This window comes from Coprococcus intestinalis (assembly GCF_023656595.1).
GTDB lineage: Bacteria > Bacillota > Clostridia > Lachnospirales > Lachnospiraceae > Coprococcus_A > Coprococcus_A intestinihominis.
Genome location: NZ_JAMOKJ010000002.1, coordinates 144,295 through 158,801, shown reverse-complemented (window position 1 = coordinate 158,801; position 14,507 = coordinate 144,295). Strand labels below are relative to the sequence as shown.

13 protein-coding genes are annotated in these 14,507 nt (G+C 44.9%); 2 read left to right on the top strand and 11 right to left on the bottom strand.

Translation table 11 applies throughout. The annotated features are described in order from the left end of the window. Positions 1 to 9 precede the first annotated feature (9 nt). From NBH03_RS02155 to NBH03_RS02140, 4 genes are all read right to left on the bottom strand, one after another. Positions 10 to 576 carry a hypothetical protein gene (locus NBH03_RS02155; RefSeq protein ID WP_250796635.1) on the bottom strand — a complete coding sequence of 189 codons (567 nt, stop codon included), beginning with the start codon at positions 574 to 576 and terminating at the stop codon, positions 10 to 12. A gap of 110 nt (positions 577 to 686) precedes the next feature. Continuing rightward, the gene (gene hflX, locus NBH03_RS02150; RefSeq protein WP_250796630.1) at positions 687 to 1,946 is read right to left on the bottom strand and encodes a GTPase HflX; all 1,260 of its coding nucleotides are present in this window, start codon (positions 1,944 to 1,946) and stop codon (positions 687 to 689) included. A 41-nt stretch (positions 1,947 to 1,987) separates the two neighbouring features. Then, the gene (locus NBH03_RS02145; protein ID WP_250796622.1) at positions 1,988 to 3,418 is read right to left on the bottom strand and encodes a tetratricopeptide repeat protein; all 1,431 of its coding nucleotides are present in this window, start codon (positions 3,416 to 3,418) and stop codon (positions 1,988 to 1,990) included. 37 nt (positions 3,419 to 3,455) lie between these two features. Continuing rightward, complete coding sequence (locus NBH03_RS02140; protein ID WP_227081973.1) at positions 3,456 to 4,400, bottom strand: magnesium transporter CorA family protein; 945 nt, start codon at positions 4,398 to 4,400, stop codon at positions 3,456 to 3,458. A gap of 250 nt (positions 4,401 to 4,650) precedes the next feature. Here NBH03_RS02140 and NBH03_RS02135 point away from each other — a divergent pair, with 250 nt between their 5' ends. Beyond that, entirely contained in the window at positions 4,651 to 7,455 is a 2,805-nt protein-coding gene (locus NBH03_RS02135; RefSeq protein WP_250796618.1) for a hypothetical protein, read from the top strand. Between the two features lie 132 nt (positions 7,456 to 7,587). On the opposite strand, the gene NBH03_RS02130 is transcribed toward NBH03_RS02135, so the two are convergent. The 4 genes from NBH03_RS02130 to NBH03_RS02115 all read right to left on the bottom strand — a co-directional run bounded on the left by NBH03_RS02130 (position 7,588) and on the right by NBH03_RS02115 (position 12,267). Next, entirely contained in the window at positions 7,588 to 9,327 is a 1,740-nt protein-coding gene (locus NBH03_RS02130; protein ID WP_250796617.1) for a S8 family peptidase, read from the bottom strand. A 264-nt stretch (positions 9,328 to 9,591) separates the two neighbouring features. Further along, positions 9,592 to 10,059, bottom strand: a complete 468-nt coding sequence (locus tag NBH03_RS02125) for a YbaK/EbsC family protein (RefSeq protein WP_250796611.1) — start codon at positions 10,057 to 10,059, stop codon at positions 9,592 to 9,594. A gap of 34 nt (positions 10,060 to 10,093) precedes the next feature. Beyond that, entirely contained in the window at positions 10,094 to 11,455 is a 1,362-nt protein-coding gene (locus NBH03_RS02120; RefSeq protein WP_250796608.1) for an MATE family efflux transporter, read from the bottom strand. Next, the gene (locus NBH03_RS02115; protein ID WP_250796606.1) at positions 11,452 to 12,267 is read right to left on the bottom strand and encodes an alpha/beta hydrolase family protein; all 816 of its coding nucleotides are present in this window, start codon (positions 12,265 to 12,267) and stop codon (positions 11,452 to 11,454) included. The genes NBH03_RS02120 and NBH03_RS02115 overlap by 4 nt, the downstream gene beginning before the upstream one ends. A 449-nt stretch (positions 12,268 to 12,716) precedes the next feature. Between NBH03_RS02115 and NBH03_RS02110 the strand changes: the two genes are divergently transcribed. Further along, on the top strand, positions 12,717 to 12,953 hold the full coding sequence (locus NBH03_RS02110) for a hypothetical protein (protein ID WP_250796603.1): 237 nt from the start codon (positions 12,717 to 12,719) through the stop codon (positions 12,951 to 12,953). A 229-nt stretch (positions 12,954 to 13,182) separates the two neighbouring features. On the opposite strand, the gene NBH03_RS02105 is transcribed toward NBH03_RS02110, so the two are convergent. The 3 genes from NBH03_RS02105 to NBH03_RS02095 form a co-directional block, all read right to left on the bottom strand. Then, positions 13,183 to 13,629 (bottom strand): hypothetical protein, encoded by a 447-nt coding sequence (locus NBH03_RS02105; protein ID WP_250796602.1) that lies wholly within the window; start codon positions 13,627 to 13,629, stop codon positions 13,183 to 13,185. 106 nt (positions 13,630 to 13,735) lie between these two features. After that, positions 13,736 to 13,990 (bottom strand): HPr family phosphocarrier protein, encoded by a 255-nt coding sequence (locus NBH03_RS02100; protein WP_015514567.1) that lies wholly within the window; start codon positions 13,988 to 13,990, stop codon positions 13,736 to 13,738. A 135-nt stretch (positions 13,991 to 14,125) separates the two neighbouring features. Next, positions 14,126 to 14,503 carry an ArsR/SmtB family transcription factor gene (locus tag NBH03_RS02095; protein ID WP_117527458.1) on the bottom strand — a complete coding sequence of 126 codons (378 nt, stop codon included), beginning with the start codon at positions 14,501 to 14,503 and terminating at the stop codon, positions 14,126 to 14,128. Positions 14,504 to 14,507 lie beyond the last annotated feature (4 nt).

Genomic DNA, 14,507 nt, shown 5'->3' with positions numbered 1-14,507 from the left:
CATTGCCTCCTAATGCCTGCGCTGCAAGGTATTTAAAACACCATTTAAGCGAACCAGATAGAGGACTTCGCACACAAGTGCCATAACCGCACATACATAATAAGCAAACAAGATTTCCACTGAAGCAGATCTAAAGCAAAGTACCAGGATCAAAACACAGATCAGAACCTGAAACAGGCTCATATAGCGCCACCATCTCTTGAATTTCTCCAGCTTCAAATCACCGGATACATCAGTCTCAATCTCATATAAAGACTGCAGGAACAGATAAAGCACATAAAAAAGTACCACATAATAAATCAGAGATAAAGCCGTCTCAAGCCAGGCAATATCCGCACCGATCCCTGTCAATGCCATCACATAAAGAATTGCCGAATAAATGGTCAATACAAGCAGCGTTGTCCTTGCTGTCGCCAGTCGTTGGCATGTCTTCGGATAAGCAGTCATGATATCCTTAAAACCAAGATAAAGTAAAAAACAACCAATGAAGTCCGGCAGGATTCCGAATCTCATACTACCATTTGTAACTGTAAAATCAAGCAGCGCCAGAATTGCGCCAATAAAAATCTTTATCATACCTCTTTCTTCTCCTTTTAATCCTTTTGCATGTCGGTCCACCGTGTCTGACGCATAATCAGTCATTGCAGCAGACGCACCTGTTCTGTTCATAAAGCAAGGGCTGAGCCTTAAAAGCTCAGCCGTGCATAAATATCCTTTGGAATATAGGCTTTCACATAAATGCCGTCTTCCTGATAACGTTCCTCCAGAAGCTGACCATACTTTCGGATCACCGCGATCTCACCCGCATGGGCATAATCAAAGACCCTCTCAATCAGCAGCTTATTCGCTCTCAGAATCGTCTGCACTGTCGAAAGCAGCGCATCCAGCCCTGTTCCCTGCTTCACCGAAGCTGTCACTGTATAGTCAGCCCTGAAATCCTTCAGACTGACAAGACTTTCCTGATCCCGGATCAGATCCGTTTTGTTAAACACTGTGATAATCTTCTTATCCTTAATATCCAATGCCGCCAGGGTCTCATACACAACGTGCATATGCATCTCTGCCTGAGGATTGGAGGCATCTACCATATGGATCAGAATATCGGCGTACTTCGCCTCCTCCAGTGTACTTCTGAATGCATCTACCAGATGATGCGGCAGCTTATGAATAAAACCGACGGTATCTGTCAGCAACAGTTCCTGCCCGTCATCCAGTGTCAGATTCCTTGTTGTCGGATCAAGGGTAGCAAAAAGTTTGTCCTCCTCAAGAACACCGGCACCTGTCAGTCTGTTCAGAAGTGTGGACTTACCGGCATTGGTATAACCAACAATGGCAGCCACCGGGACCTGATTCCTCTGACGCTGCTGTCTTGCTACTTCACGGTGCCGCTTCACATCTTCCAACTCCCGTTTGAGCTGTGAAATACGTTCTCTGATCAATCGTCGGTCCACTTCCAGTTTCTTCTCACCGGGGCCTCTGGTACCGATACCGCCGCCAAGACGGGAAAGTGAATTTCTCATGCCCACCAGACGGGTGGCTCTGTAACGCAGCTGTGCCAGCTCTACCTGAATCTTACCCTCACGGGTTGTGGCCCGTTGGGCAAAAATATCCAGGATCAGCAATGTACGATCCATCACCTTGATATCCAGCACATCCTCCATATTGGCCATCTGCGCCGGTGATAACTCATCATCACAGATGATACCTGTTGCATGGGTCTCTGAGATGAGAAATGCCAATTCTTCCAGCTTACCCTTGCCGAGATAAGTTCCCGGATGGATCATCTCTCTATTCTGGATCAATCTCCCTACAGTCACTGCCCCGGCTGTCTTCGCCAGTTCTTCCAGCTCATCCAGTGACTCATCCGTCACCGACGTTTCTCCCAGAGCAACACCCACAAGAATGACTTCTTCTGTTACCTGTTTATTCTCATAAAAATCTGCCATAAACTCTCCTGTCTGTTATTCAAGACGCATGCTCAGGCGGTCTACTGTGTGACACGGCTCTCGAGGAACTGATATTCCTTCTGGCCCTTTGTATCCTCCGGATACTTGCTGACATAAGTCTTGGCTGTATTATATGCATCCTCCCATTGTTCAAGATGTTCGTATGAAACGATCAAGTTGAAGGATAACGCTGCATCGGACTCTCTGTCATTATAAGTCAGACCGCTCTCACAGGCCTGTGCTGCCTTCTCATATTCTCCCTTGGCCAACAGGACTGCTGCGTACTGATTGTAGGCTTTTGCTGCAAGGGATGCATCAACACTGCTGATATCAACTTCATCAAAATACTTCCCATAATAAGTAAGCGCTGTATCGTAATCCTGCTGCGTATAAGATGCTTCTCCCAGTCCCAGCAACGCTGCCTTGTAGCCTTTGTCGTAAGATTTATTCAACATATCAGCCGCATTGGTATAATCCTGAAGATCTACATAAATCATTCCTCGATTGTAATAATCTTCACCGCTGCTGCCGGATAACTGCAGTGCATCATTCAGTACCTGTTTCGCCTCATCATCCTTGCCCTGAGCTTCAAGGGCACTGTACAATGTTCTGTAAACTGCATAGCTCTTCCGGCTCTGCTTGATGGCTGCATAAAGATCCTTCTCTGCGGATGCATAATCCTGCAGCTGCATATACGCCATACCTCTCAGCATTCTTGTACCTGCATCATCCTTCAGATCAATAACCTGGCCATAGGACTGGACTGCTGCCTGATAATCACCGGACTTCTGTTCGGCTTCTGCCTTATAATATAAGGTATCTATCCGAATATCATTGCTCTGGCTGCTGATATTCAATGCATCCCCAAACCATTTGATGGCGGTCTGATAGTCTCCCTGATAAAGACAGGCAATCCCCCTGCCGCGATTCAGCAGCGCCTTCTGGTCATCATTTTCCGCACAACCCTCTGCCTGGTTGAAATAACCAAGAGCCTCATCATAGGATTTCTGTTCCACATACGCCATGCCGAGATGTATGTAATAGTCCGCATTGCTGCCATCATAGGAAATTGCTTCCTTAAATTCGTTCACTGCGGTATCATAGTCACCACTTTCATAGGCATTCATGCCCTTGTTGTCATGCCTGGAACCACTGTTGTAATTCTTAACAGAAAAAACAGTGACCACAAGTGCCGCGATCACCAGGCACGCTGCAACCAGTCTGAGTGCCTGTTTCTGTTTGCGCCTGCGTATGATCTTCCTGCGCCGTTCCTGATGCTGTTTCTTTCTGCGTGCTTCCGCCCGCTTCCTGGCCATTTCTTCGTCTTCTTCGGTTCTTCTGGCCGGTCGTTTCTTCGGAACCTCATATTCCGGATGCACTTTGTTCGTTATATTCTTAATACGGCTTCTGTCAGATTCCGTATCCTTCGATATCTTCCGGTTCTTTCGAACTCTCTTGTCGTCATTCTCCAAGCTATACGCCTCCTTCTAATCTGACTCAATATTCCGTCTAAAGCATTCGCTTACGCCACAATATCCACAAAATAAACAGACATAACAGAAATGTCAGTCCACAGATAATACCAAATCCCATCTTCAATGAGCCAAAAGGCATTCCGCCTGTATTCACATTCATACCATACAAACCGGAGATAATCGTCGGAACCGCCATAACCAGTGTGATGGACGTCAGATACTTCATGGTATTATTCAATCGGTTATTGATAACGTTGGACATCAGTTCACTGGTACCATCGATAATCTCTCGATAAATCGTCGCCATCTCAATAGCCTGTCTGTTCTCGACCTGTACATCCTCAAGCAGATCTTCATCTTCCGGGAACTGCGGAATATGCTTATACCTGCGAAGCCTGTCAATAACCATGCCTGCTGCACGGAGAGAAGTCTCAAAATAGACCAATGTAGACTCCAGATCATGCAGTTCCACAAGATCCGCCTCGTCTTCCTTCTCTTCACCGATTCGGGCCTCAATAGCCAGTCGTCTGTTGTCAACAGAACGAAGAACATTCTGGTACGTTGTCATAGAATTCAGAAGAATCTGATAAACAAAACGGGTACGCTTCTTTGTTGAAAAGTATCGGACATGGCTCTTAATAAATGTATTCAAAATCGGGGTGTCTTCACTGCAAATTGTAATGATCGCGCCGTCTGCAAGGATCAAACCGAGAGGGATGGTCGTATAGACCTTCTTCTCATGCTGTATCTCACTTGCCGGAATATCTACCAGGACCAGCGTATAATCATCTTCCAGCACGATACGGGATTTCTCTTCTTCATCCAGTGCGGCTCGCATATCTTCTATGTCTATATTGTACTTCTTCGCGACAGGTTCCATCTCCCACATGGTCGCTGCTGTCACCTTGACCCAACAGCCTTCCTCAAAGTCCTGCAAAGCATTCAGCTTGCCGCCTTCTGTTTCATATATATTAACCACGTATCTCACCTGCCTCATTGATTCTTATTCATTTGCACCATACCCATCTTAACATACCCAACCCTACTTCTCAAGCTTTTTTATTTTCAGTCTCTAAATGCCACTGAAAAATGTACCAAAATTTTTAAATTTATCTATCCCTGTATGATTTTATGTGATATACTAGACATAGTGTCTATAATATCGTTAACAAAGAACGACTCAATTTTTTAAGGAAAGGAATCATTGGTTGAAAATGAAGAAAAAGTTTATGAAAACATGCTTGGCTACCGCACTGAGTGCCGCACTTGCAATCGCCACTGTTGCTCCGGCCTTTGCAGCTGATTTTACGCCAAAGTATACTTATTCCGGTGACGGCATGACTTTCGAAAAGGTTTCCCATGCCAACTCACCAACAGAAACTGCCGATGGTATTGTTGATTATACAGGCAACGGCAGTATTGCCCCTTATGTTCAGGGCGTCAGTGCAGACGGCAACGGTGACCGCGGTCAATCCTACAGCTACGCATCGGCTTCCTATGGCGACTGGGTTTACATCAACACCATGTACGGCGGCCTTGGTGCCAATGCCATTTTGAACAGAGGCTTAGGTGAACTGACACCTGATGCTGCCGCTGCTCTTATTAACACCATGTACAACGGCACGATGTACACCGGCGAACCGGACGGTAAGAGTGCCGGCGGTATGTTGGTGAAATTCAATGTCAAGACCGGTGAGACAAGAATTCTGATGTCCAAGGAGACCAATGGTATCATGCCTACATTCAGAAGTGCCATCAAACTCAACAACAAGCTCTATTTCGTAGGCATGATCATCGATGTGAATAGCAAGCAGCTGACCTCACAGGAAATTGCGTATGCAACAGCTGTGCAGAATGGTTTCCCATGTATTTACGAAGTAGATCCTGCCAACAATGATAAACTGACCTGCATCTACAATTGTGTAGATACTAATGGTTTCCGCCAGCTTGTCAAGGACAATGTCTTTACCTCCACTCGTGCCATCGGTACATATGAAGATGCCATGATTGCCGGTGCCCTTGATACTAACGGTGTTTTCCTGGTTGCTTCCAAGAACCCATCTCAGGGTCAGAGTTCTTTCAGTGTGATTGCAGATATGAACGACCTGTTCAACTACCCTGCTTATCATCGCAGTGATGTCAACGGTGGCGGCGGCATCTATCAGGTACTGGAATACAACGGCGATTTATATGTCGTTATCTGCACGGGTACACCGAACAACAAAAACGAAGCTACCGGTACACTTCAGACATTTGCTATTGTCAAAGGTACCTGCAGCGGTGATGTCACAGATAAGAACGCCTGGACATGGTCTGTTCTGGCCGGTGATGAAGCAGATGGTGCTCGATATCCATTTGGTCTTGATACCGAACGTGTCAGCGCCGGTGCCTGCACACTCCAGGTTTACAATGATTACCTGTATATCGGCGATTACAACGATGTATCCAGTGCTCTCCAGGGATTCGTTCTAAAAAACGAATTTACCACACAGGCAACAAACCTTGAGCAGTCTGTCAACCTTTATCGTATGGACAAGAATGAAAATATTGAGAAGGTTGTTGGTGATCCGACAGAAGCCTTCCCAACAAGCCTGTCCGGTCTTGGTTCAGGATACACATCCAATTCTCTGCTGAAGAAAATGGGTACCCATATGAATCAGTATACATGGCAGACAACCGTTTATAACGGCAAGATGTATGTCGGTACCATGGATACCACAACCCTTCTTGAGCCACTGGCCAAATACACCAACGGCGATATCCTTGAAATGACCAGGGACGAATGGATCAGCCAGATTAATTACATCAAAGTCATGCTGAAACTCTTATTTAAGACACCTGTTACTTCTTCAATGTCGGCTGAATCTGTTGTTCCTGTAGAAACTTCCGCTGAAACAGAATCAGCAGAAACTGCTGCTGAAACAATTGCAGCCGAAGAATCCGAGACAGAAGCTGCTGTCGAGACCACTATTGATGATAACCTCAGCAGTGACACCGCTGCCGTACAGACACAGACTGAAGAAGGTATTGCTGTCCAGGCAATTGAAACAGATACTGCCATTGAGGATAACGCTGCTGATTCTGATGCAGATATCGAAGTTGCTGTTGAAAGCCTTGATGACGCACAGCCTGTTGCTGTCAGTCCTACTGAAGAACCACTGACAGAATCCTCTGCCAAAGCCCTTGTGGAAGCAGCAATTCAGGAAGTGCAGAATGATGCCGCACAGTCCTCAGCTAACAATGATCAGAATACCGATGCGATTACTTTAACAGATGAACAGATAAATAGCCTGGTCAGCGGCCTGCTTGACGGCAGTATCGCTCCACAGAGTATGGATGAACAGTTATACAACCAGCTTGTCACAATCAATGACAAACTGATGAGCATTGCTTCTTTAGTTGATAGTAATGATATCGAGGCATTTGTCACTGTTTATACAGCCATGTCCGATATCATCGATCAGATCAACGATCGCATTCCTGAAAATGTCAAGGCATTGTATGCTACAGTGATCAAATATGCGACAAAGGAAAATCTTAAGGGACTCGCAAGTTCACTGAAATACATGCGTACATCCGAATCCGGTTTCGATCTGTTTGAGATCACTGATAACGGAAACGCCGGTGTTTCCATCAAAAAAGTAACCACTAATGGTTTCGGTGACCGCTATAACCATGGCCTTCGTATCTTTGAGAAGACAAATGATTACTGGGTTATCGGCACAGCCAATCCATTCAATGGTACACAGCTGTGGCGTACAACCAACCTTGAGCAGAATACAGACATTCCGGACAGCACAGAAACTGAAACACCAAAAACAGATGTCAAACCAGGATTGATGCCAAAACCAAGTACAACAAAACCGACAGCAACTGTGAAAAAACCAACCACTTCCGCTAAAAAGACAACTGCAAAGAAAGCAGCTGTTAAGACAGGTGATGAAAGCAACTCAACACAGTTTATCGTATTAATGGGTATTTCTGCAGCAACAATCTTTATTCTCGGCTATCGCCTGCGTAAAAAGGAAAATTAATCAAGCGGCAGTCGCCAAGGTCTCGTGCAAGCACGGACTTTGGCTTGTTGCTCGCGTAAATCAAAAGGAGGTTGGAACTCAATGCGAATTCCAGCCTTCTTTTCATCTATACTGCTTTAATTTTAGTAACTTTTAATCAGGAAAACTATTTTCCAGACACAGTGCACCGAATCCCACCCGAATATCCGGATAAATACTAACGCCTCGCAGCGGTCTTGCCCCAGCCAGCAGATACGCCTTTAATTTGTCTCCATACAAATACGGATCATTTTTTCTCACAATGCCATATTCCATCAGCAGTGCTGCCGCCCCTGTCACAAAAGGCACAGCAAAGGATGTCCCTGAAACCACAGTATAACCGCCGCCCGCCAATGTTGTTGTAATATCCACCCCCGGCGCTGACAGCTCCGGTTTCACACTGGCAAAAGCGCCCATATACCCTCTCCCGGAAAAATCCGCATAATCATCCAGCCATGTATTATAAGCACCTACCGTAATGGCCTTCTTGGCTGTTCCCGGTACAGTGATTGTCAGATCCGGATCCGGACGCAGAAATCCCGTATTTTGATTCAAAACCCCCGCCGTTGGAAGCCACATCTGAATATCCCCTCTGATAATCCTCCCCGGAAGAAGCCGGATCGTCCAGATACCGCCCGCCAAATACTGTCTCTGTGGAATAAAGTCGATATAAATTTCCTGATTGATCGAATAAGGTGCAGGCTCACCGTAATACAATAAAATCTCTGTATTTTCCAGACGAAAACGCTGCGGGCCGAGAATCTTTTTGATTTGTCCGCTGCTTTCTCCTGAAGGACTGATAATTTCAATATCTGCCTCATCGCCATAATACTTCCATATCTGAACATTCAGGGACCGTTCATATTCACTAACACTGATATCTGCATCCAAAGTCTTTTCTGATATCATGACCGCCCTAAAATGTCCTGCTGAAACTGCATTATTTCCGGCAGCAATGATGATATTATTCTTCCATATCTGCGACACTGTATCAATATAGGATTCCAGAAGCGAACTGCCATCATGCGCCCCATAGCTGTTGCCGAAACTGACATTCACAGCCACCGGCTTTCCCACATGAATTGCCTCCCGAATGACAAAATCCAGCCCCAACATTAATTCCGTTGTCCTCGGAAATCCCCGTTCATTTGTCATTCCCATTTTCACCACAAGCAGTTCGCTTCCAGGTGCCGCTCCTCTGCTGACACCGCCGGAACTGCTGCCGTTTCCTGCCATAATACCCGCCACCGCAGTTCCATGGCCACTCCTGTCTTCACTTGGCACTATCCGCTTTCTTTCTTCCGCTGTTTCTGCCGCCAACGCATTATTGATATCCTCTTTTGTATACAATGCACCCCTGTCATATCCTTCCGGCGGCATTCCCTGAGCTGTCTGATCCCACAGTGCATGAATCCGCGTTGTTCCATCGGGATTTCTGAAATCTCTGTGGGTATAATCAATCCCTGAATCAATGACCGCCGTCAGAACACCTTTCCCTGTCAGCTGCAGCGGTGGTGCCTGCACTGGATTAATGCAGGAGGCAATCCTTCCCTGAACAACAGTAAAGACCAGCTGTTTGGACTTTTCAATGTAAGTAATCACTTCCTCATCTGAAAAATCATCCAGCTGGTCTTCTGCAATCGTCACAATGGCATACTGCCCCAATAAAGGTACAATCCGAATGCCGGGGTATCGATTGGCAAGTAACAGAATATCCCCGGTATACTTCACAATAATCTCCCAGGTATCTGTCTGCGGGTCAAATCCTACCCCAAGATTCTCCGACTTCTCCTTCTCTGAATTTGTAGAACCTGCTGCCAGATTCAGCAAATTCTCAATCTTCTGGTCAGCCATAATAACTCCCATTCATATCATTTTTCTAATATATTCCTTTAACTAAAATGCAAGAACTAATAATATATGTGCGAAAATCTCATTTTACCAAGGTTAAGATATAAAAGTAGATAGTTTGTAGCAGGTGCTTCTGTTACGGCCGGTACTTAGGCATTGTCCTTTAATGCCTTATGTACCGCTGCCAGTAACAGGCAACGGGAGTGTGCCTGCTATAAACTATCTACTTTTATATCTGTTCTGAGACTAAATGATTTTCGCCCCACATTATTGTTCCTTGCAAACATCTACCCAGCCTTTTGCCCCGGCAATCTGCTCCAGTTCAGGAATCGTCAATTTCACTGCACTATGGTCATTTCCAGCTGCCGGGTAGACGGTCTCAAACTGCTTTAGACTTTCATCCAGATAGACTTCAACCCCTTCATTGATACCAAAAGGACATACGCCGCCCGGTGCGTGTCCAATCTTTTCCTCTACTTCACCAAAAGGAATCATCTTCGCTTTCACATGGAAAGTATCTTTGTATTTCCTATTGTCCACTTTCGCCGTTCCTTCTGTCAGAATCAGAACCGGCTGTTCTCCCTGGAGAAATGACATAGTCTTGGCGATCATGCCTTCTTCCACACCAAGAGCTGCAGCAGCTTCTGCCACAGTTGCTGTAGATGCCTCCAATTCAATGACATGATCCAGAAATCCTTTTTCTTGTAAATATTTTTCCGCTTTTACTAATGACATTATCTTATGTTCCTTTATCCTTTTGTCCGTATAATTAATCGGCAATCTTTGCCTGCTGCCTTTCATGCTCTCTTGTTACCTGTCTCAGACACATCAAGCACACCGGCGTAATATATAATGTTGCCGAAACCCATGCTGTCTGATCTGCAAAACAAATGGCTGTAAATCCGTATGTTCCCACAAAAGCAAAGCTGACAAAGGTTCGTGCAATCATTTCCGTTACGCCCGAGAAAATCGCTCTTCCTGAGAAGCCCATTCCCTGGGCACTCATTCTGAAGACACTGAGCGGTCCTAGACTCCAGTAGAAGAAACCGAGACAACGCAAATATTTGGCTGAGGCATCCAACACCGCCGTCTGGTCCGCACTGATAAAGAGCATAGACAACGGCCTGCCCGCAAAAATCAGCACCAGACCAATCAATAAACCATAAATGAACCCAACGCCTACGCCCTGCCATAAACCTTTTCGGATACGCTTAATCTTCCCTGCACCCAGATTCTGACTGCAAAAGACAGAAACGCCGTTGGCCAAGGCATCAAATGGACACATGGCAAACTGTTTAATACGCATGCCAGCTGTAAATCCCGATACATAGATACTTCCAAGTCCATTATTGGCCGACTGCATCACCATACTGCCGATGGCCGTGATGGAAAACTGCAGTCCCATCGGCAGTCCCATCACCAGCATTTCTTTCACATAAACCGGCTGTAAATGACAATCTTTTCTCTTCGGATGAAGTATCTGCACTTTCTTTATAATAAAAATCAAACAGCAAAGTCCGCTGATAGCCTGGGCTGTAATGGTTGCAAATGCCGCACCTGCACATCCCCATTTAAATACGATGATACAGATCAGATCCAATACCACATTCAAACAAGCTGAAAAGGCCAGAAACAAAAACGGCGTTCTGCTGTCCCCAACCGCACGCAGAATGCTTGACAGGAAGTTGTACAAAAGTGTAAATGGCAGTCCAAGGAAAATAATCAATATGTAAATACGAGCGTTGCCGTAAATATCCTCCGTTACAGACAGCATCTTGAGAATCCATGGACAAAGAAGTACACAGCCTGTTGTCAGGATGACTGCAATCACCGCTGTCAGCAAAGCACCATGAAAAATGTCTTTTCTCATACGCCCAAATTGATTGGCACCGAAATCTCTGGCCACCGGCACACCAAAGCCGCTGCAAAGTCCGGTACAGAAACCCAACACCAGAAACTGAACACTGCTGGTAGCACCAACACCTGCCAAAGCCTGCGTGCCCAGAAAACGGCCGACAATGGCCGCATCAATTATATTGTATGTCTGCTGTAATAAATTGCCCACCAGAAGGGGCAGAGCAAACCGGAGAATCAATCCAAGGACATTGCCCTCTGTCATATCCTTTGTCATTCTGCCTGCTCTCCTTCATTTATCTTTTCTTCTATTTCAGCATTTTCGGACAGTTTCCTGATACGAGTTTCCAACCATTCTCTGCTGTCATCTGCCAATGAATAATGACTGCCGCTAAAGAAAACCCCTGTTTTATCCGCATCCTCATCAGACGCTCCCATAATCCACAATTCTTCCGGCTCACATTGCAAAGCATCATAACGATGTGTCACATCTTTGATACGTTTGCTGTGGAAAAAGAGTTTTCTCGCCGCTGCTTTCATTTCCCCAAAAGTCAGTAATGCAATTTTATCCTCTTCCACATGCAATTTCTCATGATTAGCCCTGATAAAACGGAGAGCACGGGCCATATCGTCTGCTTCGCTCTCTTTTCGGAGATTCAGAATAAAAGCCTGGCATCCCAGTTCAAAAATGGTTTTCGCCATTTTCATGCCTTCATCCATCATCCGCTGACGCCCATTCTCCCAGTCCGGGCAAATAAGAATGGCCGGCCGATTCTCTTCATCCGATATAAATGGAATCAACACAACATACTCTGCTGCTTCAGCTTCATTCTCCGGTAGTCCCCGCCAGATTGGAATCGTGATTTTATCTCCGGCTTCACGTCTCTCCAGAATAAAATTGGCGGCATCCACCAACTCCTGTCCCGGGAACTTCGTCATCTTCATCATATTTTTCAATTTCATTTTGGAAAATGGCCATTTTATCTGACTGCATAATGCAAGGTCAAAAAAAATGGGCAATTTCTTATTGACCCGCTCATTCTCAGAAATTTCTGTTACTGTGCTATCTAATGTAAATCTCTCGTTCATAACTCTTCCCGCTCTTATTGTGTAAACTTCATGTTAAATGTATACCTGCACAACCTTTATCTCAACCGCAGATTAGCATCCTGCCAAAACAAAAAGATAATGCGCTGTTTTTTATTGTAGCATTATCTTTTTTGCAAATCAATATTTCTGATGTATAACATTATTCTTTTCTGGATATACTGTTATTGTTCTAATCGATAACGATTAGAATCCCCCCTCCAGATACAAAAGATATTTTTTGACTCACCTATGAGTACTTATCCTCCCCTTTTTTTCCTCCGGGTGCTCACTTACAGCCCGGAGGTTTCCCTTTTCACATGATTGCTCTTTTTATTCGGGTTCAAAATCTGTCCGATCGCAGTTCTTTCTTGACGGATAAAAGGCGGCTGTTATACAATACATATTGAAGTCAATCACTCACTTAAAATAGTTCCAGAAAGGATATGCATATGAAAATAAAAAGAATCTTTGCCATCATTGCCGTTGTACTGCTTGTGGCCCTCTATGGCTCAACCATTGTCTTTGCCATGTCAGACAATCCGAATGCGGTTTACATGTTCAAAGCATCCATCTTCTGCACCGTGATCATACCGATTATTCTCTATAGTTACATACTAGTTTACAGGGTTTTTGGAAAAAAGGAATCTGATCATACTGATGATGCAAAGGATATCCCCAAAAAATAACATTTGTTAATAAATTTTATATTTCTTTTATCGCAAAGACATAATTTGAACACAATTTATGCGTATAATAACATCATAGCAATCAAGCAGATGGTTGCTATGCAGTTTGATTTTTTCATAACATTCGCCGGATGGTTCCCCAATAGCCATCCGGCCTCCCTCTTTTATAAGCCTTTTTCAGGCTTATTTTTTTGCCGTTTATGGATGGAAGTGCGTACCAGCGCAAGTTCTATTTCCTGGGGTTTCTTCTTCGGTATATGATTTCTCCATTTTCTATCTTCATCAAAACCTTTGACTCACTCTGTTCCAATTCACTGTAAACATCGACTTTCTCATCATATACTGTCAGATTCGCCTGATCTCCCACTTTCATCGTCAAATTACCGGACATAATCTTATATTCCCCGGATGGCTGATAAGCCGCCCCCATCTCATGCACATTATCCCCGGTCGCCTGACTATAAAGGCAGGCCAGCACCGATTTATTCTTGTAACCGCACATAATGGTATCCAGTCCGATATATCTGGAAATCTCATCGCAGTCACCAATTGCAAGATACTTCCCATCCTTAACTGCCAATGCGCCATTTCTTGCCCTGCCGTCACTTCCGAAAATACGTCCGCTGATCACGATATCCGCAAATACTTCTTCATTCTCTGTATAAGATTCACTCATCTGATTTCCATCCTTTCTGTCCATGCGGGCTTTTACAAATTCGTCCTGATAAAACACAAAAAGGACAGTCTTGTGACTGTCCTTCCAGTTTCATCATTATCCGTATTTACAAATGTTCAATAAACTGAACCATGCCCTCCAATGCTTCCTGCTCGTCCATACCATCGCAGACAACCGTAATCTCTGTGTCCTGTCTGATACATAGACTCAGGATACCAAGAAGGCTCTTCGCACTGATCTCCTTATCACCGTGTGCCAGTGAAACTCTGCATCGATACTTTAATGCTTCTTCCGCCAATTCTCCGGCCGGCCGAAGGTGCAGACCATGTGGTGTATGTATTGTCACCTGTGCGCTAATCATAAAGATCAAACCCCCGTTACTTTCCCTATGTCATGCCTCTATTGTATGTATAGTATAGCATCTTTTACTGAAAAAAGCACGTTCTTTTTTTAGAATTTGATGAAATTTTATATAATTTCCATTATTTTACAACAATTAATCTTCCATAATATGTTCAAAGGCTACCTGGAACATTTTCTGAATATGTTCATCCGCCAATGAGTAATATCGTACCTTGCCGTCACGGCGTGTCTTCACCAGACGCACCTGCTTGAGCATGCGCAGCTGATGCGATACCGCGGACTGATTCATCTCAAGGAGCACAGACAGATCGCTGACGCACATCTCAGACTGAGCCAGGGCGCAGATAATCTTTGCTCTCGTCAGATCTCCAAAAGCTTTAAATAACTCCGCCACGTCGATCAGATCGTCCTGATCCGGCATATGGGATGCAACATACGCAACAACATCGGGATGTACCTGTGTCTGATTGCTCTCACTTGTATTCTGTTCATATTCACCATTTGCTCTCATAAAA